At 61.6% G+C, this 19841-nt stretch carries 16 protein-coding genes; 12 read left to right on the top strand and 4 right to left on the bottom strand.

Going from position 1 to position 19841, the window contains the following annotated elements; all coding sequences use genetic code 11:
• Positions 1-5: 5 nt before the first annotated feature.
• On the bottom strand, positions 6-1142 hold the full coding sequence (locus J2D75_RS05975) for a CorA family divalent cation transporter (protein ID WP_207853862.1): 1137 nt from the start codon (positions 1140-1142) through the stop codon (positions 6-8).
• A 275-nt stretch (positions 1143-1417) separates the two neighbouring features.
• Between J2D75_RS05975 and trpB the strand changes: the two genes are divergently transcribed.
• From trpB to J2D75_RS05925, 10 genes are all read left to right on the top strand, one after another.
• Positions 1418-2662, top strand: a complete 1245-nt coding sequence (trpB, locus tag J2D75_RS05970; RefSeq protein ID WP_207853951.1) for a tryptophan synthase subunit beta — start codon at positions 1418-1420, stop codon at positions 2660-2662.
• Entirely contained in the window at positions 2659-3492 is an 834-nt protein-coding gene (gene trpA / locus J2D75_RS05965; protein ID WP_207853861.1) for a tryptophan synthase subunit alpha, read from the top strand. The genes trpB and trpA overlap by 4 nt, the downstream gene beginning before the upstream one ends.
• A 25-nt stretch (positions 3493-3517) precedes the next feature.
• Positions 3518-4762, top strand: a complete 1245-nt coding sequence (locus J2D75_RS05960) for a TIGR03862 family flavoprotein (protein WP_207853860.1) — start codon at positions 3518-3520, stop codon at positions 4760-4762.
• Positions 4759-6234, top strand: a complete 1476-nt coding sequence (locus tag J2D75_RS05955) for an ATP-binding protein (RefSeq protein WP_207853859.1) — start codon at positions 4759-4761, stop codon at positions 6232-6234. The genes J2D75_RS05960 and J2D75_RS05955 overlap by 4 nt, the downstream gene beginning before the upstream one ends.
• A 34-nt stretch (positions 6235-6268) precedes the next feature.
• Complete coding sequence (locus J2D75_RS05950) at positions 6269-7453, top strand: ATP phosphoribosyltransferase regulatory subunit (protein WP_207853950.1); 1185 nt, start codon at positions 6269-6271, stop codon at positions 7451-7453.
• Positions 7454-7555: 102 nt separating this feature from the next.
• Entirely contained in the window at positions 7556-8845 is a 1290-nt protein-coding gene (locus J2D75_RS05945) for an adenylosuccinate synthase (RefSeq protein ID WP_207853858.1), read from the top strand.
• A gap of 228 nt (positions 8846-9073) precedes the next feature.
• Entirely contained in the window at positions 9074-9769 is a 696-nt protein-coding gene (gene phoB / locus J2D75_RS05940; protein ID WP_207853857.1) for a phosphate regulon transcriptional regulator PhoB, read from the top strand.
• Positions 9770-9801: 32 nt separating this feature from the next.
• Complete coding sequence (locus tag J2D75_RS05935) at positions 9802-11049, top strand: sensor histidine kinase (protein ID WP_207853856.1); 1248 nt, start codon at positions 9802-9804, stop codon at positions 11047-11049.
• 99 nt (positions 11050-11148) lie between these two features.
• Entirely contained in the window at positions 11149-12183 is a 1035-nt protein-coding gene (pstS, locus tag J2D75_RS05930; RefSeq protein ID WP_207853949.1) for a phosphate ABC transporter substrate-binding protein PstS, read from the top strand.
• A 174-nt stretch (positions 12184-12357) separates the two neighbouring features.
• Positions 12358-14049, top strand: coding sequence for an OprO/OprP family phosphate-selective porin (locus J2D75_RS05925; RefSeq protein ID WP_207853855.1), 1692 nt, complete (start codon positions 12358-12360; stop codon positions 14047-14049).
• 430 nt (positions 14050-14479) lie between these two features.
• Here the strand turns inward: J2D75_RS05925 and J2D75_RS05920 are convergent, their stop codons facing one another.
• Complete coding sequence (locus J2D75_RS05920; RefSeq protein ID WP_207853854.1) at positions 14480-15808, bottom strand: hemolysin family protein; 1329 nt, start codon at positions 15806-15808, stop codon at positions 14480-14482.
• Between the two features lie 275 nt (positions 15809-16083).
• Between J2D75_RS05920 and acuI the strand changes: the two genes are divergently transcribed.
• Complete coding sequence (gene acuI, locus J2D75_RS05915) at positions 16084-17076, top strand: acrylyl-CoA reductase (NADPH) (RefSeq protein WP_207853948.1); 993 nt, start codon at positions 16084-16086, stop codon at positions 17074-17076.
• Positions 17077-17124: 48 nt separating this feature from the next.
• On the opposite strand, the gene J2D75_RS05910 is transcribed toward acuI, so the two are convergent.
• Positions 17125-17856, bottom strand: coding sequence for an SDR family oxidoreductase (locus J2D75_RS05910; protein ID WP_207853853.1), 732 nt, complete (start codon positions 17854-17856; stop codon positions 17125-17127).
• A gap of 45 nt (positions 17857-17901) precedes the next feature.
• On the bottom strand, positions 17902-18816 hold the full coding sequence (argC, locus tag J2D75_RS05905) for an N-acetyl-gamma-glutamyl-phosphate reductase (protein WP_207853852.1): 915 nt from the start codon (positions 18814-18816) through the stop codon (positions 17902-17904).
• Between the two features lie 155 nt (positions 18817-18971).
• Here argC and mazG point away from each other — a divergent pair, with 155 nt between their 5' ends.
• Positions 18972-19838 carry a nucleoside triphosphate pyrophosphohydrolase gene (gene mazG / locus J2D75_RS05900; protein ID WP_243428546.1) on the top strand — a complete coding sequence of 289 codons (867 nt, stop codon included), beginning with the start codon at positions 18972-18974 and terminating at the stop codon, positions 19836-19838.
• Positions 19839-19841 lie beyond the last annotated feature (3 nt).

The raw sequence follows: 19841 nt of genomic DNA, 5'->3' as shown, positions 1-19841 counted from the left end.
TGCGCCTATTTGATGCCGCCCAGCCAGCCTTTCCGCCAGAACCAGACCAGCGGCAGCACGATGGTGGCGGCCATCAGGCTCAGGGCGTACCAGTAGCCGAACGACCAGTTCAGTTCCGGCATGTCCTTGAAGTTCATGCCGTAAATACCGGCGATCAGAGTAGGGGCTACCCCGATGAAGCTGACCACCGTCAGCACTTTCATGACACCGTTCTGGTCTATGTTGATAAAGCCCAGCGTGGCGTCGAGCAGGAATTCAACCTTGTCCTGTGCCTGCGAAACATAGGCGTCGAGCGAGGACAGGTCGCGGCTGACGGTAGTGATCCGCGTGCGTTGCGCGCCCGACAGGGTGTAGGTGGCGGCGCGTGCATCGGCTTCGGTCAGTGGTTGTTGCGGAGTGCTGCTGATCTGGCGGCTGCTCAGCGAAAAACCCGGTGCCGGGGCTGCGGCGGCAGTCTTGCGGCTCTCGCTCAAAAACAGGGTAATCCGCTCCATACCCAAAAGCGTGTCGCGCATGCGTGAGCAGAAACTGCCCGCACTGCCCACCCTTTGCAGCAGATCGCGCTGGCGCGAGGCCATGGTGCGTATCTGTGGGCCTTTTTGCGAAGGGCGGAAAATATCCTGCGAGAGCGTATCCAGTAGGTTGCCCATGGCTTCGAGCACATCGGCCAGTCGGTCCACAATGGTTTCAATCAGCGCGACCAGAATTTCACCGGCATGCAGGACGGTATGAGAAGGCACGCTGGCCGGTGGGGCCGTTGCCGCCACCACGGCAGGCGGTGCGGCCGGGTGGTCGGAGACAAGCTGGGCTACGGTTTCAAACGCCTGATAGGGCTGAAAGCGGATGGTAAACAGGCGCTCGTCTGTCAGCACGAATCCTACCGGAGTGCTCAGGAACTCGCTGCCATTGCGCTTGAGCAGGGGGGAGGACAGGAACGCCACCCCCTTGCGGACACTGATGCGTGATGAGCTTTCAATGGCGTTCAGGTCATCAAGTGTGGGCAGCTTCTGTCCACACAGGTTTCCGGCCAGTTCGAGTTCCTGCTCTGTCGGGTCGAGCAGATCCAGCCATGCCGCGCCCTGCGCATCTTCGGGGGTTTCAATGGCTTTTGTGGCAACGCCGGGTCTGTGCGCCAGAAACATGCGAATCTCCCTGCCTGTCCGTCTGGTGGGTAAGGTGCCGCGCCGGTTCGCAGGCCGGTTGCGGGCTGGCCGGATGGGGGTGGCCGGTTATGGGGTGGGGGTCATGTGGCTGGCCGGACTATGGGGCAGCCTCCTGCGGCTGGCAAGATTGCGGCGCGGGACTGTGCAATTCGGTGCGGTATCTGGTAAGCGGAAGCGCACAACGGCTATGCGGAAGGGCTGCGCTCCATGCGCGGCTCTGGCGCATGGGCGGCAGAGGAGTGGTGGAACTGGCAATGGCAAACCCGATGGAACAGCAAAAAGCAGCGCTGACAAACAGCTCTCTCCGGCATGAACCGGATGGCCGGGGTCATTTCGGTGGTCGGTATGGTGGCCGCTTCGTGGCGGAAACCCTGATGCCGCTGATTCTTGAACTGGAAACCGCTTACGCACAGGCCAAGGCCGATCCAGCTTTCCAGCGGGAACTGGATTACTACCTGAAGGATTACGTAGGCCGTCCCAGTCCGCTCTGGCTTGCCCGCCGCATGACCGAAAAGCTTGGGGGCGCGAAAATCTACCTCAAGCGTGAAGAACTCAACCACACGGGTTCGCACAAGCTCAACAACGTTATGGGGCAGATCCTGCTGGCCCGCCGCATGGGGCGCACACGCATTGTGGCCGAAACGGGCGCAGGTCAGCACGGGGTTGCGACCGCCACGGTCTGTGCTCTGTTCGGCCTGAAATGCGTGGTTTACATGGGTGCGACCGATGTGGAGCGCCAGAAACCCAACGTGTTTCGCATGCGCCTGCTGGGGGCCGAAGTCGTGCCTGTGACAGCCGGTGCCGGTACCCTCAAGGACGCCATGAACGAGGCCATGCGGGACTGGGTGGCCAATGTGGCCGATACCTACATGCTTATTGGCACGGTGGCAGGGCCATCGCCCTATCCGGCCATGGTGCGTGATTTCCAGAGCGTGATCGGCACCGAGGTCAAGGCCCAGATGCACGAAGCCGAAGGCCGTCTGCCCGATGTGGTGGTGGCTGCCATTGGTGGTGGCTCCAACGCAATGGGTATTTTCCATCCGTTTCTTGATGATACGAGCGTGCGCCTGATTGGCGTGGAAGCGGCAGGCCACGGGCTGGATAGTGGTAAGACAGCCGCCTCCATCGAGCGTGGGCGTCCGGGTGTACTGCATGGCAACCGCACCTATCTGCTGCAGAACGCCGATGGCCAGATTGAGGAAGCGCATTCCATCAGTGCCGGGCTGGATTACCCCGGTGTAGGCCCCGAGCATGCCTGGCTGAATGATATTGGCCGCGCCGAATATGTCGGAGCGACCGATACCGAGGCGCTGGAGGCTTTCCAGTTCTGCACCGGGCTGGAAGGGATCATTCCGGCACTGGAATCGGCGCATGCGGTGGCATACGCCATGAAACTCGCCCCGACCCTGCCTGCCGACAGCCTGATGGTGGTCAATCTTTCAGGCCGGGGCGACAAGGATATCTTTACTGTGGCCGAGCATCTGGGGGTGGAACTGTGAGCCGTATCGCCAAACGTTTCAGCGACCTTGCAGCACAGGGGCGCGGTGCGCTCATTCCCTATCTGGAAGCGTATGATCCCGACCGCGAAACCTCGCTGGCCCTGCTGCGCGCCATGCCTGCCGCCGGTGCCGACCTGATTGAAATCGGCATGCCGTTTTCCGATCCGTCGGCCGATGGCCCGGTTATTCAGGCAGCAGCCCTGCGCGGGCTGAAGGCGGGCGCTACCCTTGCTGGCGTGCTGGGTATGGTGCAGGCCTTCCGCGAGGGCGACACCCAGACACCGGTTATTCTGATGGGGTATGTCAATCCCGTTGAATCCTACGGGTATGAGCGCTTCTGCGCCGATGCCGTCGCCGCCGGTGTGGATGGCGTCATTCTGGTGGATCTACCGCCCGAGGAAGCTGATGTGATGGAGGCTCCGGCTCAGGCCGCCGGTCTTGATATCATCCGCCTTGTCGCCCCCACCAGCACGGTGGAGCGACTGAGCTATGTGCTCTCGCATGCTTCGGGCTTTGTTTATTATGTCAGTATTGCCGGGATAACGGGCACACGCACCGCCAGCGCGGGCGATTTGCGGGCGGCTATTCCGCGCGTGCGGGCTGCTACCACGCTGCCGGTCGCCGTTGGTTTTGGTGTGCGCACGCCCGAACAGGCGGCGCAGGCCGCCAGCATAGCCGATGGCGCCGTAGTGGCCTCGGCCCTGTTGCAGACACTGGCCGGAACGCTGGATGAGCAGGGCCGCGCAACCGACCGGACTCTCCCCAGCGTACTGGAGCAGATTGGCGCGTTGGCAACGGCGGTGCGGGCCGCGGGCCGTCAGACGGCATGAGCATGAACCGGTTCTGGCGCACGACATGACAGAGCCGTTTCGCGTTACGGTTGTGGGGGGCGGCCCGGCGGGGCTTGCTGCGGCAGAGGTTCTGTCTGCGGCGGGTTGCGTGGTGCAGGTGCTGGACGCCATGCCCAGCTTGGGGCGCAAGTTTCTCATGGCCGGGCGGGGTGGGCTTAACATCACGCATTCCGAACCGCATGAGGCGCTTGAAAGCCGTTATGGGGCCGCAGCGCCCTGCCTGCATGCAGCTCTGGCTAACTGGACAACGCAGAATATCCGCGACTGGATGAGCGGTCTGGATCAGGACAGTTTTGTGGGTTCATCAGGGCGGGTGTTCCCCAAAGCCATGAAAGCTTCGCCCCTGCTCAGGAACTGGCTGGCGCGTTTACGTGCACAGGGTGTGAGCCTGCGCCCCCGCACGTGCTGGCAGGGGTGGGATGCACAGGGCAACCTGCTGCTGGCTGGCCCGGAGACTGCGGCCCCGGAGGCGGAAAAAACCGATGCTCTGGTGCTGGCACTGGGCGGGGCAAGCTGGCCCCGGCTGGGCAGTAACGGGCACTGGGCGGACATTCTGGCCGCACGCGGTGTGGCGCTGGCCCCTTTCCAGCCTGCCAATTGCGGTTTTTGCGTTGCATGGTCTGAGCTGTTTGCGCAGCGTTTCGCCGGAGCGCCCCTCAAACCGGTGGCCCTGAGTTTTGAAGGCCGTGCCGTGCGCGGTGAGGTCGTGCTGACCGCCAGCGGGCTTGAAGGCGGCGCGGTTTACGCGTTGGCCTCTGCCTTGCGTGAGCGGGTGCTGGCGCAGGGGCATGCAACGGTTCTGTGCGACCTGCGGCCGGATATGAGCCTTGCGGATGTCACAGCCCGGCTGGCCCGCGTGCGTGCGCGCGAGAGCCTGTCCAACCGTTTGCGTAAGGGGTTGAATTTATCTGCGGCGGCTATTGGCCTGCTGCGCGAAAGCGGGGCCGTACCCACGACTCCCGGAGGACTTGCGGAGCGGATAAAGGCTGTGCCTATCCGGCTTGATGCCCCGCAGCCGCTGGCGCGTGCCATTTCAACGGCCGGGGGTGTGCCATGGGCTGCCTGCACGGAGCAGTTCATGCTGAGGGCACTACCGGGCGTGTTTGTCGCGGGAGAAATGCTGGACTGGGAGGCCCCGACAGGCGGCTACCTGCTGCATGCGTGTCTTGCTACCGGTCGGGCCGCTGCCAATGGGGCGCTGGACTGGTTGCGAAAGCAGGGTGGGGAGCGGTATCCCGTTTCGTTATGAATAACATGATTACGATGGGTGAAGTGCCGGGGGGTGGCCCGGCGCGCATGGATCTGGGCGAACTGCTGGCGACACGCCTGCTTGTTCAGGGCAATTCAGGCTCTGGTAAGTCGCATCTGCTGCGGCGGCTTCTAGAACAGTCCGCCCGTATGGTGCAGCAGGCGATTATCGACCCGGAGGGGGACTTTGTCAGTCTGGCGGATCGGTTTGGCCATCTGGTGATCGAAGCGGCGGATCATTCCGAAATGGCCATGCACGCGGCGGGTGAGCGCATGCGTGAGCATCGGGCGTCCGTGGTGCTTAACCTCGAAGGGCTGGATGCGGATCAGCAGATGCGCTGGGCCGCGGCTTTTCTGGGCGGTATGTTCGAGGTGCCGCGCACGTTCTGGTACCCTGTGCTGGTGGTGGTGGACGAAGCCCAGCTTTTCGCCCCTGCCGCTGCGGGTGATGTATCGGACGAGGCGCGCCGGGTTTCTCTTGGCGCCATGACCAACCTGATGTGCCGTGGCCGCAAGCGGGGGCTGGCCGGGGTTATTGCCACCCAACGTCTGGCCAAGCTGGCCAAGAACGTAGCGGCGGAAGCCTCCAACTTTCTGATGGGCCGCACGTTTCTGGATATCGACATGGCTCGTGCGGCCGACCTGCTGGGTATGGAGCGACGGCAGGCCGAATCGTTCCGTGATCTGGATCGGGGGACTTTTCTCGCCCTCGGCCCGGCGCTGTGCCGCCGCCCTGCCATGGTGCGCATTGGCACGGTGGAAACCCAGAGCCGTTCGGCCGGGCCGGTTCTGGCCCCGTTCGAGCCGCCTTCAGCGCCGGTGCATGAGCTGATTCTGGCCCCTGTGCCGGTTATGGACATGCCCGCCCGCGTGCGCCGTGCGCCGCCCGCCCCCGTGCCAGACCTGCTCAGCCAGCTTGCCGCCCACGGGCAGGCGCAGGCCGAGCAGGAGCCCGAATCCGCCCCTCCCACGCCTGAAACCGATGCCGAGCGCGAGTCCCGCATGACCGCCATCCTGCGTGATATGCTGGAAGATGACGACGCGGCCTTTCGTCCTGCTCCCGTTCTGTATCAGGACTTTCTGGTGCGCTGTCGTATTGCGGGGCTTGGCCGCAATGCGCTGGACATGCGGCGTTTCAACCGCCTGCTGGCGGTGGCGCGCAGTGGTGTCAGCGAGGATATTTCAGCCTCGGAGGACTGGCGGCAGGCCGAATCCATGGCAGCCGAACTGCCCGAAGACCTGCAGGGCGTGTTCCTGTTTCTGGCGCGCGCGGCCATTGAGCAGCAGCCCTGCCCGCAGGATAGCGAAATCGCCCGTGTCTATGGCACCGTGTCCACCGGGCGGGCACGCCGTCTGCTGGGCTGGCTGGAAGACCGTAACCTGATTGTTCTGCGGCCTGCGGGTGCGGGGCGGCGGGTGCTGGCGTTTATTGGCGCAGGCTGGGAAACCCTGCCGGGCGTTGCGGAAGGGTGAACGCACCAGCGTGTTATGCGTGTCATTTGCGGGCATGACGGGTGGGGCAGGGAGTGCTATAGGCCGAGACATGACGGAAAACCCGCCCTTTAGCCCGGCCCTGCTGCCCGCTGGCTTTGTCGATCTGCTGACGCCTGACGCCCGGACACAGGCGCAGGGTGTCGCAGCCCTTATGGATGTGTTCACCTCGCATGGGTATGACCCCGTGCGGCCTCCGCTTATGGAGTTTGAGGACACGTATCTGGCGGGGGCCGGGGCGGCTCTGGCGGAGCAGGGTTTCCGCGTCATGGACCCCGATACCCGGCGCATGATGGTGCTGCGGCCTGATATTACTCCGCAGGTGGCCCGCATGGCGGGTACACGCCTGAGCGGTGTGCCGCGTCCGCTGCGAGTGTCTTACGCGGGCGAATGTGTGGTGGTGGCGCCTATCGCGGCTGAAGAAAGCGGGCGCCAGATCATGCAGGCGGGGATCGAACTGATCGGCCCCGATTCCCCCGAAGCCGATGCCGAGGTTATGTCCATTGGAGCGGAAGCGCTCTCGCGCCTTGGTGTTAAAGGCGTGTCTTTCGACCTTACCATGCCCTCCTTTATTCCGGCTCTGCTGGAAGAAGCCAATGTGGCACAGGCCGAGCGCCCGGCGCTGCTGCGGGCGCTTGACCGTAAAGATGCCGCCGCCGTGGCCGAACACGGTGGTGCGCTGGCTGCGACCCTGATTGCCCTGCTGGATGCGAGCGGTGCGGCTGAACACGCTGTGGCGCGGTTGATGGAAATCAGCCTGCCTGAGCGTGCCGCCGCCATTGTACGCAGGCTGGTGGCAACGGTCAGCGCCCTGCGTGAGCGCTGCCCGGGGCTGAGCCTGACGGTAGACCCCGTGGAGTTTCGGGGCTGGAAATATCATACCGGCGTCTGCGTGACGCTGTTCGCTCTGGGGCGCTCGGAAGAGCTGGGCCGGGGCGGGCGCTATCGGTGCAACGATAACGAACCGGCCTGTGGGCTGACCTTCCGCCCCGATGTGCTGTGCAGGCTTATTCCTGCCGCGCCGCCGCGCCCGCGCGTTTATCTGGCAACCGATTGTGACCACGCGCAGGCTGCGGAACTGCGTGCGCGTGGCCATGCTACCATTGGTGGTTTTCTGTCCGGCGCGCAGGCGGTGGACGAAGCCCGGCGTCTGGGGTGCGGCTTTGTGCTTTCGGGCACGGGCTGTGTCGCGCTGTCCTAGGTACGGATGGCGGATATCACCTCCCTACGTTCAGGCCCGGCCCCGTGCCGTGGCACCCCTTTTTCTTGACCAGCAGGCAGTTTTTTCAGGAGCAGACCCTCAATGTCCAACGTAACCGTGATCGGCGCCCAGTGGGGTGATGAAGGCAAGGGAAAGATTGTGGACTGGCTTGCCAGCCGGGCCGATGTGGTGGTGCGGTTTCAGGGTGGCCATAATGCTGGCCATACGCTGGTCGTTGGCAATCAGGTTTACAAGCTCTCGCTTCTGCCTTCGGGTGTTGTCAGCGGCAAGCTGGGCATTATCGGTAACGGCGTGGTGGTTGACCCGCAGGCCCTGCTGGCGGAAATCGCCCGGATTGGCGAACAGGGTCTGTCCGTTACCCCCGAAACCCTGAAAATTGCCGAAAACGCGCCGCTGATCCTGCCCGTGCATGGTGCGCTTGACCGTGCGCGTGAAGCCGCTCGGGGTGATCGCAAGATCGGCACGACCGGTCGTGGCATCGGCCCGGCTTACGAAGATAAGGTGGCCCGTCGTGGTATCCGCCTGTGCGATCTGGCTGAGCCGGAAACGCTGGACTGGAAGCTGGATGAACTGCTGCTGCACCACAACACGCTGCTGGCCGGTCTGGGTGCGCCAACGTTCAGCAAGGCCGAACTGCTGGATTATCTGACACAGGTAGCCCCCAGCGTGCTGCCGTTCATGGCCCCGACATGGGACATTCTGGACGAAGCCCGCCGTCAGGGTAAGCGTATCCTGTTTGAAGGCGCACAGGCGGTCATGCTGGATGTGGATCACGGCACCTATCCGTTTGTGACCAGTTCCAACACGGTGGCGGCTAACGCAGGTACGGGTTCGGGCATGGGGCCGGGTGCGGCCGGTTTTGTTCTGGGTATTGCCAAGGCTTATTGCACCCGCGTGGGTGAGGGGCCGTTCCCGACCGAGCTGTTTGATGAAACCGGCCGCCGCCTGGGCGAGCGCGGTCATGAGTTTGGCACGGTTACGGGCCGTCCGCGCCGTTGCGGCTGGTTTGATGCCGTGCTGGTGCGCCATGCGGTGCGCGTGGGCGGTGTTGACGGTCTGGCCCTGACCAAGCTCGATGTGCTGGACGGGCTGGATGAAATCCGTATCTGCGTTGGTTACGAACTGGATGGCGAAAAGACGGAGCGCTTCCCGTCTGCTCCGGCGGCGCAGCAGCGTATCCGCCCGGTTTATGAAACCATTGAAGGTTGGAAAGAAACCACCCACGGCGCGCGCCGCTGGGCGGATCTGCCCGCGCAGGCCATTAAATACGTGCGCCGGATCGAGGAACTGGTGGGCGCACCCGTTACCCTGCTGTCTACCAGCCCTGATCGTGATGATACCATTCTGGTGCGTGACCCCTTCGAGGGCTGAGCTACGGATGGAAACAATCAACCCCCGTTCGCACGGGGGTTTTTTGTAACCGCCTGCCGTTCGGGCATGAGGCTTCATAAAAGTTTCATAGGCGTGTTTTAACCATGACAGGCGCGGTTTTTTGCCATGTTATGGGGTGGGCGGCTGTAACATAAGTAGCCTGCGCGGTTGTTTTTTGTCATATGCGCGTCATATCCTGCCTGACAGTAGTGATGAAGGCGGACGGTTATGCAGAAAACGGATCTTCTGGTTGTCGAGGACGACCCGGCCCTTGCGCGGCTGATCTGTTACAATCTTGAAAAGCAGAATTACACGGTACGCCACGCAGGCGACGGTGAGGAAGCGCTGGAACAGGTGCGCCAGCGCCAGCCTGATCTGATTCTGCTGGATTGGATGCTGCCGGGTATTTCCGGGATCGAGGTCTGCCGCCGCCTGCGCGAGCAGAATCGCACGGCGTCGCTGCCCATTATCATGCTGAGTGCAAGGGGCGAGGAAGCCGATAGCATTCGCGGGCTGGATATTGGCGCGGATGATTATCTGATCAAACCCTTTGGCATGGACACGCTGTTTGCCCGCGTGAAGGCGATCCTGCGGCGCGCCCCCCCGGCAGACAAAACTCTGCGCTTTGAGGATCTGGTCATGGATCGGGTTGGCCACAAGGTGGAGCGCAATGGTCGTCTGCTATCGCTGGGGCCGACAGAATACCGGTTGCTGGAATTTCTTATGCTGCATCCGGCCAAGGTTTTCTCGCGTGAAGAACTGCTTAAACACGCATGGGAGCGTAGCTCCTGCGTGGAACTGCGGACGGTGGATGTGCATATCCGCCGCTTGCGCCAGACCCTGAATGAAGCGACCGAGCCAGATCTGATCCGCACGGTTCGGGCCAGAGGCTACGCGTTGGACAAACCTCTGGAGCAGGACTGATCCCAGCCTGTTCATGAAAGTGGTCTGACGTCATGCATGTATGGCTGGCCGTAGGGTGCGGTGTGCTGGCAGGGAGTCTCTTGTCTTCCGTGCCGTTTCTGCTCTCTCGCATGTTTTCTTTGCGCGAGCGGGCTGCCGCCCTTGGTGCGATACCCCGCCGGGTAGAAATGCCGTATGGCTTGCCGCTTGAAGAGGTGATGGCCTGTCTGCCTGCCGCGACACTGGCGCTGAACGAATCGCGCCTGCCTTGTGTGATCTCGCCGGAGGCCCATCGCCAGTTCCGTGATTGTATCGGCAGCATCGTGCGGCATCCGGCGTTTCAGAACCGGGTTGAGTATCTGCTTTCCAATGGTGAGAGCGGCAGCGTGCCGGAAGAGGCCATCGTGGTGCTGGATATTCCCCAGTACCGGGTTATTCGTGCCTGGTTGCACAAAAAAGCAGTTCCCGCCGCCCTTATGGGGGAAACGCCCCGCAAAGGGGGTCTGACAACCGTCGTGTTTGTCGCTCTGCATGATGAGACGGAAGCCGTTATGGCGGAACGCCAGCATACGGATTTTGTTGCGTTTGCCAGTCATGAACTCCGCACGCCGCTGGCGGCTTTGCTGGGATTCATCGAAACCTTGCAAGGCCCGGCGGCGGATGATCCCGCAGCCCAGCGCGAGTTTCTGGAAATCATGGGTACGCAGGCCCGGCGTATGCAAAGGCTGCTCGATAGTCTGCTTTATCTGTCGCGAGTGCAGATGCAGGAGCATCTCCGCCCCACCGAGGTGGTGGATGTGGCCGCTTTGCTTAATCACCTTAAAAGAGAAACTGTGGGGTTGCTGGCGGGCCGTCAGGCCTCTCTTGTTGTGGAAATCCCGCAGAACGATCTTCTGGAGGTGGAAGGGGATGAGGCGCAGCTTTTTCAGGTTCTGATGAATCTTGTGGAAAACGCGCTAAAATATGGACTGGCAACCAAGGCAAAACCGGGTGCATCGCCTCTGTCCATTACCGTACGGGGAGAGCGCGCCCCCCCCGATGCGGGCTGGCCCGCAACGCCGGGTGTTGTGCTGAGTGTGTCTGATACGGGGCCGGGTATTCCCGCACGCCACCTTTCCCGCCTGACAGAGCGGTTTTACCGGGTGGCCAAAACGGCGGCCAGTGTGCAGGGCAGCGGGCTGGGCCTTGCTATCGTGCAGCATGTTGTAACTCGCCATGGTGGGCGCTTTATCGTGCGCAGTGTGGTGGGGCAGGGCACGGAATGTTGCGTGTGGTTGCCGCTGGCAGGCGCTCTGTCATAAATCTGTAATGTAAATGTCCTGAAACCATCACACCATTTCAGGGAACTGTCCTTTAAGCACATGGGCGCGGCAAGCCGCCGCAAGCTCACGGCAATAGGGATTAATCCAACAATGCGTCTTTCAATCAGGTCTGGAGTGTGTCTGGCAGCTGTTACGAGCCTCCTGGCCACTCTTCCGGCGGTATCCCGGGCTGAAAACGTGACTGGCGCTGGTTCCAGCTTTGCGGCCCCCATTTACGAATCCTGGGGCGCGGCGGCCAAGACGGCAACCGGTGTTACGGTTAACTACCAGAGCGTTGGCTCCAGCGCGGGACAGAACCAGATTCTGGCCGGAACGGTTGACTTCGGTGCTTCCGATGCGCCGATGGATGCCAAGAAGCTTGAGGATGGTCACCTCTTCCAGTTCCCGACGGTCATGGGCGGCATTGTTCCGGTTGTGAACATCCCCGGTGTTAAGCCTGATGCCGTAACCCTGAGCGGCGAAGTGCTGGCCGGGATTTACGCAGGCGACATCACCACCTGGGACGATGCCAAGATTGCGGCGCTGAACCCCGGTGTGCATCTGCCGGACACGGCTATTGCTCCTGTCCACCGTGCGGACGGTTCGGGCACGACCTTCGTGTTCACCTCCTATCTGGCCGATTCTTCGGATAGCTGGAAGCAGAACCAGGGTGCCAGCACCTCCATCAACTGGCCGAATGGTCTGGGTGCGCGCGGGAATGACGGCGTTGCCGCCACGGTGCGCAACACCGAAGGCGCGATTGGTTATGTCGAATTCGCTTACGCCAGCCGTAACCACCTGACCACGGTGCGCCTGCGCAACAAGGCTGGCACGAATGTTGCCGCTGGCCTGCTCAGCTTCTCCCACGCGGCTGAAGCCGCCGACTGGAAGAGCGCACAGCATTTCGCCATCAACCTGCTGAACACCCCCGGCAAGGATGCTTGGCCGGTTGTGTCCGCCACCTATGTTCTGGTTCCGGTTCCCGCACGCAACCCCGCGCGTGATGAAGCTGTTCGCACCTTCTTCGCTTGGGACTTCGCCAATGGCGACAGTGCTGCCGAGAAGCTGGACTACGTGCCGCTGCCCAAGAGCGTTAAGGACGATATCCTCGCCGCTTGGAAGAGCGGAAAGTAAGCGTTCTACCAAGGTTTTTTTGTAACCTGTGGTGGATATCCATGAAAAGAAGCGGTTTGGTTTTCCAGACCGCTTTTTTAATGAAACCGTAATGAAACCCTCATTGAAGCGTCACACGCAAAAGCGAGCGGACACGGTATCCATCCCTCACTGTTTTACTTGTGGAATGGCATAATGCGCTGCAAACCCCTTTTTCCGACAATTGCTTTTACGACCATGCTGCTGGCCGGGATTGCTCCTGTGGCTCAGGCTGCCTCGGCTGATGATGCCGAGATCCGCGCCCTGAAGGCGGAAATGGCCTCCATGCGCCGCGAAATGCAGCAGCAGATCGTTAGCCTCAAGTCTCAGGTCGCAAAGACCGATGCGGCTCAGAAGCAGGCTGCGCACGGTTATCGCGCAAGCCGCCAGATTTCTTCTGGCCCGGTTGAGCACGGCGTGCAGTTTGATGACGCCGCCCTGCATAAGTCCGTTGGCCCCAGCGGCGTGGGCACCCCGCCTTCCGACCGTGGCGACACGATGTCCTGGAAGGACTTCAAGGCTGCAAGTGCGAAGGATGAAGAAGTCCGCGTTGGTGGCATGATCATCGGCTTCCCCAAGGGTCGCTTCACGGTTTCGTCTGAAGATGGTGCATATGCTCTGTCCGTCGGTCTGGCGTTCCATGAAGACTTCGGTGGCTTCATGGGTATGTCGTCTGCTCCCGGGCAAAGCCGGGGTGACTTCTCCGGTCTGACTGAAAATGCCCGTCGTATCCGTATTCCTTTCACCTTCCGTTACAAAGACTGGGTGGCGAACGTAACGCCTGACTTCGGTTCGGGTAGTGTTGACGGTGCTACGACCGATCAGACGCTGTATGAAGCGAACCTGAACTACACCGGTCTGCACAACACGATCCTGACGGTCGGTTACTTCCAGCCGCGCGTGACGGAAGAAGACTCCGAAAGCTCGAACGACTTCGAAATGATGGAACGTCCCAACATTACGAACGTCGTGCGTAACATTGCAGCTGGTGACGCCCGCTTCAGCCTCGGTGGTATGCATTACGAAAAGCGTTGGTGGATCGGGGCTTACTTCACCGGCCAGAGCTTTGGTGATCGCAGAAACAATAGTGCTGCCAGCTACACGACCAATAACCCCCTTGGTGGTACCTTCCGCGTCGCGGGTCGTCCGTTTGTATCGAAAGATATCGACCTGCACGTTGGTCTGTCGGCAATTAGCTCTTTCCGTCCGGCGACAAACTCTGCTACGGGCGCCCGTAATTACTCCGCCGGCGGCAACCCGGAACTGGCCCTTACATCGACTTCTCTGCTTGGCAGTGGAACGATGAACAATGTTGACTCCGTTTGGGCCGCTGGCCCGGAACTGGGCCTGCGTTGGAAAAAGCTGCTGCTGAAGGCTGAATACTATAATATTGGCGTGACCCGCTCTCTTGGGGCTGCCGATTATGCCAAGGGCATGGGTAACGTGAACCTTGACGGCTACTACGTTGCCGCCAACTACACCCTGATCGGTAAAGGGCGTGCCTATAACGAGAAAGAAGGCGCATTCGGCGCTCCGGGTGTTGAGCACGAATTTGATCCCAAGCATGGTTACTGGGGTGCGCTTGAAATCACGGGTCGCTACAGCGTCAGCGATTTCCATGATACGGCGATTAACGGTACCGGGGCTAATGCCCAGAACGGCAACCAGCAGACTGTCTGGTCTGGTGGTCTGAACTGGTATCCCAACCGTCACTTCCGCGTCATGCTGGACTTCAACCACTTCATGGCGACCGGCAACGGCAACACCAATTACGGCACCATGGCCGTCATCAACGAATATGGTCGTAGCGGCAACTCGCTGGCGGCGCGTGTTCAGGCTGCTTTCTAAAGTATCCTGATCCCGGTTCTTCCGGTTTTAAAAGACTTGCACAGGACGGGCCATTCCTTCGGGAATGGCCCGTTTTTTTATGAAAACCCGCGAGACAGGCAGAGGTTGCATGGAGCGTGGGATGTTTTGTGCAAACCCGCATCCTATCCTGCCAGACCGTTGTGCCCGGCAGGTGCACACAGGGGGCGGCGCACGGCAGACCGGGCTGGCCGGGCGACAGGTTTTGTGGGTGCGAAAGGGGTGTGCCTGTGTAGGGCAAGGGTATTTTGCGTCAGGCGGTATGCGGGTGCACCTCCCCGGTTGTTTGTGCCGGGGGATGGAGCGCTATCATGTGTGGGGAGAGTAGGGAGCAGAGAGGGCAGGTGGGGCGCTTATGGCCTGTCTGGCCAAGGAAGGGGCCACGCCGCCTGCCGGGGGCCTGTTACGGGGTTCAGGCCGGTAGTTTGTCGGGTAGGCGTGTGACCAGTAGCTGGTTAATGCGGAAGCCTTCCACATCCACGACCTCAAAACGGAAGCCAGAGGCATCCACCCGGTCTGTTTTGCGGGCCATGCGGCGCAGGCGGTGCATGATAAAGCCGCTGATGGTGTCGAACTGGTCATGATCGGGCAAGGCCACAATCGCCAGTTCGCGCATGACGTCTCCGATGGGGGCTGCGCCATCCACCAGCCATGAGTTTTCGTCGCGGCGGACAATGGCCTGTTCCTCAAACGGGCTGGCCACGCCGTCCATCAGCACACCCATGATGTCCTTGAAGGTGATCAGCCCCACCATCAGCCCGTACTCGTTCACCACAAGGGCAAAGCCGGTGCCGTGGCTGTCGAACTGGGCCAGCGTATCCCACAGGTGCAGGGTTTCCGGTACGGACAGCACATCGCGCCGCAGGCGGGCTATGGGGTTGCCGCGCGGCTGTTCCGCTTGTGGGGCGTTGGGGTCCACCACTGAGGCCAGAACGTCTTCCGAGCGGATGGAGCCTATAACTTTGTCCAGCCCGCCATTACATAGCGGATAGCGTGAATAGGGGGCCGCGCGCACCTTGTCGTAGTTATGCTCGGGTGTGTCCTGAATATCGAGAAACACGATTTCGTCGCGCGGGGTCATGGCGGAAGTGACCGCCCGATCCTGCAGGGCCAGCACGTTGCTGATCATCTGGTGCTCCTGCTGGAGCAGGGCGCCCGATACGGTGCCTGCTGCCAGAATGGCGCGCAGGTCTTCAGGGGTTACGGGTTCTACCGCTGAGGCCGCAGGAATTTTCAGGGCATGCAGCACAGCATCGGATATGCGTGAAAATGTCCAGACAAACGGATACAGCACACGCAGCGCCACGCGGGGGAACCAGCCAATAGCGAGGGCGACCCGGTTGGGGTCGTTCATGGCAACCCGTTTGGGCAGCAGATCAGCAAACAGGACGAATACGCCGGTTACGAACAGAAAGCTGAAAGCCGAGGCGAGGTTCTGAGCCCACCATTCAGAGAAATGCCATTGCAGCATGAACGCGGTCAGGGGTGGGGTCAGCATTTCCGAACTGACGATACCGCCCAGAATACCCACGCCGTTCAGGCAGATCTGAATAACGGTCATGACCTGCCCGCTGTTGCGGCGCAGGGCAAGGAAGGCCTGTGCCTTGCGGTTGCCTGCTTCGGCCTGACTGCGAAGGCGCACATCGCGTGCCGCGGCAAAAGAAATTTCGGAAAGTGAGATCAGCACGCTAACTGCGATGAGGAGCGCAAGAGCCAACAGGCCCATTATAAACAGGAGCAAGGAGAGTGTCCGGTCAGTATGATATTATATAATTACTGCATCTATAGTCCTGACCGGGGGGGACAAGCCAATGTATTTTTTATGTGCTCCTGCATGGCAGGCTGTCCGACTGTCCTGCGCTTGGCTATCAAAACTCTGTCAGGCACCAACATCAGCCCTTTTCGGGCGTTAAAGGCCTGTTACCTTCCGCACAACAGATCCGGCGCAGGGGCCGGTGGTGAAGGATAAGGGGCAGACCGCAGGGCTGCGCCATGTCACATGATATGGAAGAGCGTATGTTTGAAGCTTTGTACATAGAAAAAACCGCCGAAGGTGGGCAGCGTGTCGGGCTGCATGCACTCTCGGACGAAACCCTGCCGCAGGGCGATGTAACGGTGCGGGTGCAGTGGTCGAGCCTGAATTACAAGGATGCGCTGGCCGTGACAGGCCGGGGGCCGGTTGTTCGAGCCTGGCCTATGGTGCCGGGGGTGGATGCGGCAGGCATTGTGGAGCAGACGACATCGCCTGAATTTCGGGTTGGTCAGCCAGTGGTGCTGAACGGATGTGGCGCAGGCGAACTGCACTGGGGCGGCTATGCCCAGCGCCTGCGCGTACCGGCCAGTTGGCTGGTGCCTCTGCCTGCCGGGCTGGATGCTTTTCAGGCGATGGCGTTGGGCACGGCCGGTTTTACGGCTATGTTGTGCGTTATGGCGCTGGAGCGTGAAGGGGTGCGACCGGTCGATGGCCCGGTTCTGGTTACAGGGGCTACAGGGGGCGTGGGTAGCGTGGCTGTCATGCTGCTGGCCCGGCTGGGGTACGAGGTTGCTGCCGTAACCGGGCGACTGGAGGAGCAGCCCTATCTGCAAAGCCTCGGGGCGCATGAAGTTTTGCCGCGCGCGTTGTTTGAGGCCCCGCTGCGCCCACTGGAAAAAGCCCGCTGGGCTGGTGCTGTGGATGTGGCCGGGGGGCATGTGCTCGCCGCCGTGTGCGCGGGTATGCGGCCGCAAGGTGTGGTAACAGCCTGCGGGCTGGCAGGGGGGATGGATTTCCCTGCAACGGTTGCGCCGTTTATTCTGCGGGGGGTTACGCTGGTGGGGATCGACAGCGTCATGTGTCCGCGGCCCTTGCGGCAGACAGCCTGGCAGCGTCTGGCGGAACTGGTGGATCTGGAGCGTCTGGCCGGGCTGAGCCGTAGCGTGCCGCTGGCGGATGTGCCGCAGGCAGCGGAAGATCTGCTTGAAAGTCGGCTGAAAGGCCGGATTGTGGTTGAAATTCCGCAAATGGCGTGAGGCCCGCCGGGTAGCCCCTGCCCCGTTGTGGGGCAGGGGCTGAAGGGGTCAGGCTTCCAGACCGCCATCGACCGGCAGGGCGGCCCCGGTTACGTAGCTGGCCTGCGGGCTGGCAAGGAATGACACCATATCCGCAATGTCCTGCGCCTTGCCGTAAGCACCGGTTGCGACAAAGCTGCGGATCAGGGCCGCGACTTCGCCGCTGTCAGGGTTCAGGTCTGTATCGATCGGGCCGGGTTCCACCACGTTGGCGGTAATGCCGCGTGGGCCTAGATCGCGTGCGACACCCTTGGCGAAGCCACGCAGGGCGGCTTTGGTTGCCGCATAAAGCGAAATGCCGGGGAAAGGTGCCCGGGCGCCAAAAGCGGAACCGATATAGATAATCCGCCCACCCGAAGTCATGTGCTTGGTGGCTTCCATGGTTTCAACCATGGTGGCGCGCACATTCAGGTTGAGGATATGTTCGATCTGGCTGACGCTCATTTCGTCAATCGGGCCAGAGAAGAACGTGCCTGCATTGCACACCAGTGCATCAATCCGGCCAAAAACCACCAGAGTTTCGGCGATTACTTCACGGTTGCCCTCAACCGAGGCGCCATTGGCCTTGATGGCCAGCGCCTTGCGGCCCAGTGCGCGGATTTTTTCAACGACCTGTTCTGCCGCCGCAGCGTTATTGGCGTAGGAAATGGCGATATCGTACCCATCGGCGGCAAGGCGTTGGGCAATGGCGGCGCCAATGCCGCGGCTGCCACCGGTAACGAGCGCTACACGATTTGTCATGTCTGTCAGACCTTTTCCTGTTTCAAAACCGGTTCATGGGCGTTTTTACGCAAGCCCGAGCATGAGCCGGATATTCTGCAGCGCAGCCCCGGAAGCTCCCTTGCCCAGATTATCCAGACGCGCCGTCAGCAGGGCATGGCGGGTATGGGGCGTGCCATGCACCCGCAGTTCCATGAGGTCGCTATGGGCCAGAGCTTCGGCGGAAAGTGTGGTATCGGCCGTAACAACCCGCACATGATCCTGTCCTTGGTAATGCCGGGCCAGAATGTCGTGCAGGTCGGCAGCACTGGGCGCTCCTTCGAGCAAGGACAGGTGCAGCGGAATGGAAACAATCATCCCCTGTGCGAAATGCCCGACCGAAGGCACGAACAGGGGGCGTGCTGTAAGCCCCGCATGCGTGTGGATTTCAGGCACGTGCTTGTGTTCCAGCGTTAGCCCGTACAGCTCGAAAGCAGGGCCACCATCGCGCTCATGGGCTTCGATCATCTGCCGTCCGCCGCCGCTATAGCCGCTTACGGCATTGATGCACACCGGGTAATGGGCGGGCAGCACACCCGCCTGAATAAGTGGGCGCAGCAGGCCGATGGCCCCTGTGGGGTAGCAGCCGGGGTTTGAAACACGCGGCGCTGATGAGATGGCATGCGCCTGTTCGGGCGAGAGTTCAGGAAAGCCGTAAACCCATGTGGGGTCAGTGCGGAATGCCGTGCTTGCATCCAGCAGGCGCGGAGCATCGGCCCCCAGTTCCGCGGCCATGGTTTCGGCCTCGCGTGAGGCGGCGTCGGGCAGGCACAGCACAACCAGATCCGCCTCGGCCATGGCGGCTTTGCGGGCGTTACGGTCTTTACGCAGGGCCGGGTCGATGGAGTGCAGGCGCACCGGCAGGGCGCTCAGGCGTTCGCGGATACCAAGCCCCGTTGTGCCTGCCTCGCCATCAATGAATACGACTGGTTGCTGCGCCATTGTGTTTCTCCGCGTTGCGTCGGTGCTTCAGCCCGCGCGGCTGGTGTGGGCCGCCTTGCCGGGGTGCATGGACGTAAGAGCGTTTTATGGCACAATGCGCCTGCGATAAAGCCCGCATATGGCGGGGCTGGCACAACAGGATGGATGCAGGCGGCATGACGGATTTTTCTTCTTCAGGCGGGGCTGAGGCGGAACACCAGCTTACCCGGCTGCTGGCCTTGATGGCCCGCCTGCGCGACCCTGAGGAAGGCTGCCCGTGGGATAAGGAGCAGACCTTCGAAACTATCGCGCCCTATGCCATCGAGGAAGCCTATGAGGTGCTGGACGCCATCCAGAAGCAGGACTGGCGCGCATTTCCTGATGAACTGGGCGACCTGCTGTTGCAGGTGGTCTATCAGGCCCAGCTTGCCCGCGAGCAGGGGCTGTTTGATTTTGCGACGGTCGCAAGGATGGTGACGGAAAAAATGATCCGTCGCCACCCGCATGTAACGTTCGGCCCTGATGTGCTGTCCGAACCCGCGCAGCAGGATGCTACCGGCAAGGCAAAGGCCGAAGTGCCTGCCCAGTGGGAACAGTTGAAGGAGCGTGAGCGTCTGGCGGCTGGCGGGCGCGCACTGGGCGCTCTGGCTGGGGTGCCACCCGCGCTGCCTGCGTTGCTTCGGGCGTCCAAGCTGGCAGCGCGCGCAGCGCGTGTGGGGTTTGACTGGCCGGATGAGCGCGAAGTGCTGGGCAAGGTGCGCGAAGAGGTTGAGGAGTTTGCCGTGGAAATGGCTAGTGGCGATCAGGCGCGCATGCAGGATGAACTGGGTGATATCCTGTTCTCTGTCGCCAGTCTTGCGCGCAGGCTCAAGCTTGATCCCGAAGCGTGCCTGAGGCAGGCCTGTGATAAGTTTACCCGGCGGTTTGAGGGAGTGGAGGCACGGCTGACGGAACAGGGTCTGTCCATGGCCGAGCAGGATGTGCAGACGCTCGATGCCCTGTGGTGTGCGGTCAAGCAGGAGGAAAAGGCAGGCCCTGCCTGAAAT

This window comes from Acetobacter suratthaniensis (assembly GCF_017377745.1).
In the GTDB taxonomy this organism is placed as follows: Bacteria; Pseudomonadota; Alphaproteobacteria; order Acetobacterales; family Acetobacteraceae; genus Acetobacter; species Acetobacter suratthaniensis.
The sequence above is the reverse complement of the archived record's forward strand: the minus strand, read 5'-3'. Positions and strand labels throughout refer to the sequence as shown.

Coding starts and splice junctions, on each gene's coding strand:
- J2D75_RS05955 (WP_207853859.1), top strand. CDS start 4,759: ATGAATAACATGATTACGATGGGTGAAGTGCCGGGGGGTGGCCCGGCG.
- argC (WP_207853852.1), bottom strand. CDS start 18,816: ATGGCGCAGCAACCAGTCGTATTCATTGATGGCGAGGCAGGCACAACG.
- phoB (WP_207853857.1), top strand. CDS start 9,074: ATGCAGAAAACGGATCTTCTGGTTGTCGAGGACGACCCGGCCCTTGCG.
- J2D75_RS05935 (WP_207853856.1), top strand. CDS start 9,802: ATGCATGTATGGCTGGCCGTAGGGTGCGGTGTGCTGGCAGGGAGTCTC.
- J2D75_RS05950 (WP_207853950.1), top strand. CDS start 6,269: ATGACGGGTGGGGCAGGGAGTGCTATAGGCCGAGACATGACGGAAAAC.
- acuI (WP_207853948.1), top strand. CDS start 16,084: ATGTTTGAAGCTTTGTACATAGAAAAAACCGCCGAAGGTGGGCAGCGT.
- mazG (WP_243428546.1), top strand. CDS start 18,972: ATGACGGATTTTTCTTCTTCAGGCGGGGCTGAGGCGGAACACCAGCTT.
- J2D75_RS05925 (WP_207853855.1), top strand. CDS start 12,358: ATGCGCTGCAAACCCCTTTTTCCGACAATTGCTTTTACGACCATGCTG.
- J2D75_RS05945 (WP_207853858.1), top strand. CDS start 7,556: ATGTCCAACGTAACCGTGATCGGCGCCCAGTGGGGTGATGAAGGCAAG.
- J2D75_RS05975 (WP_207853862.1), bottom strand. CDS start 1,142: ATGTTTCTGGCGCACAGACCCGGCGTTGCCACAAAAGCCATTGAAACC.
- J2D75_RS05910 (WP_207853853.1), bottom strand. CDS start 17,856: ATGACAAATCGTGTAGCGCTCGTTACCGGTGGCAGCCGCGGCATTGGC.
- J2D75_RS05960 (WP_207853860.1), top strand. CDS start 3,518: ATGACAGAGCCGTTTCGCGTTACGGTTGTGGGGGGCGGCCCGGCGGGG.
- trpB (WP_207853951.1), top strand. CDS start 1,418: ATGGCAAACCCGATGGAACAGCAAAAAGCAGCGCTGACAAACAGCTCT.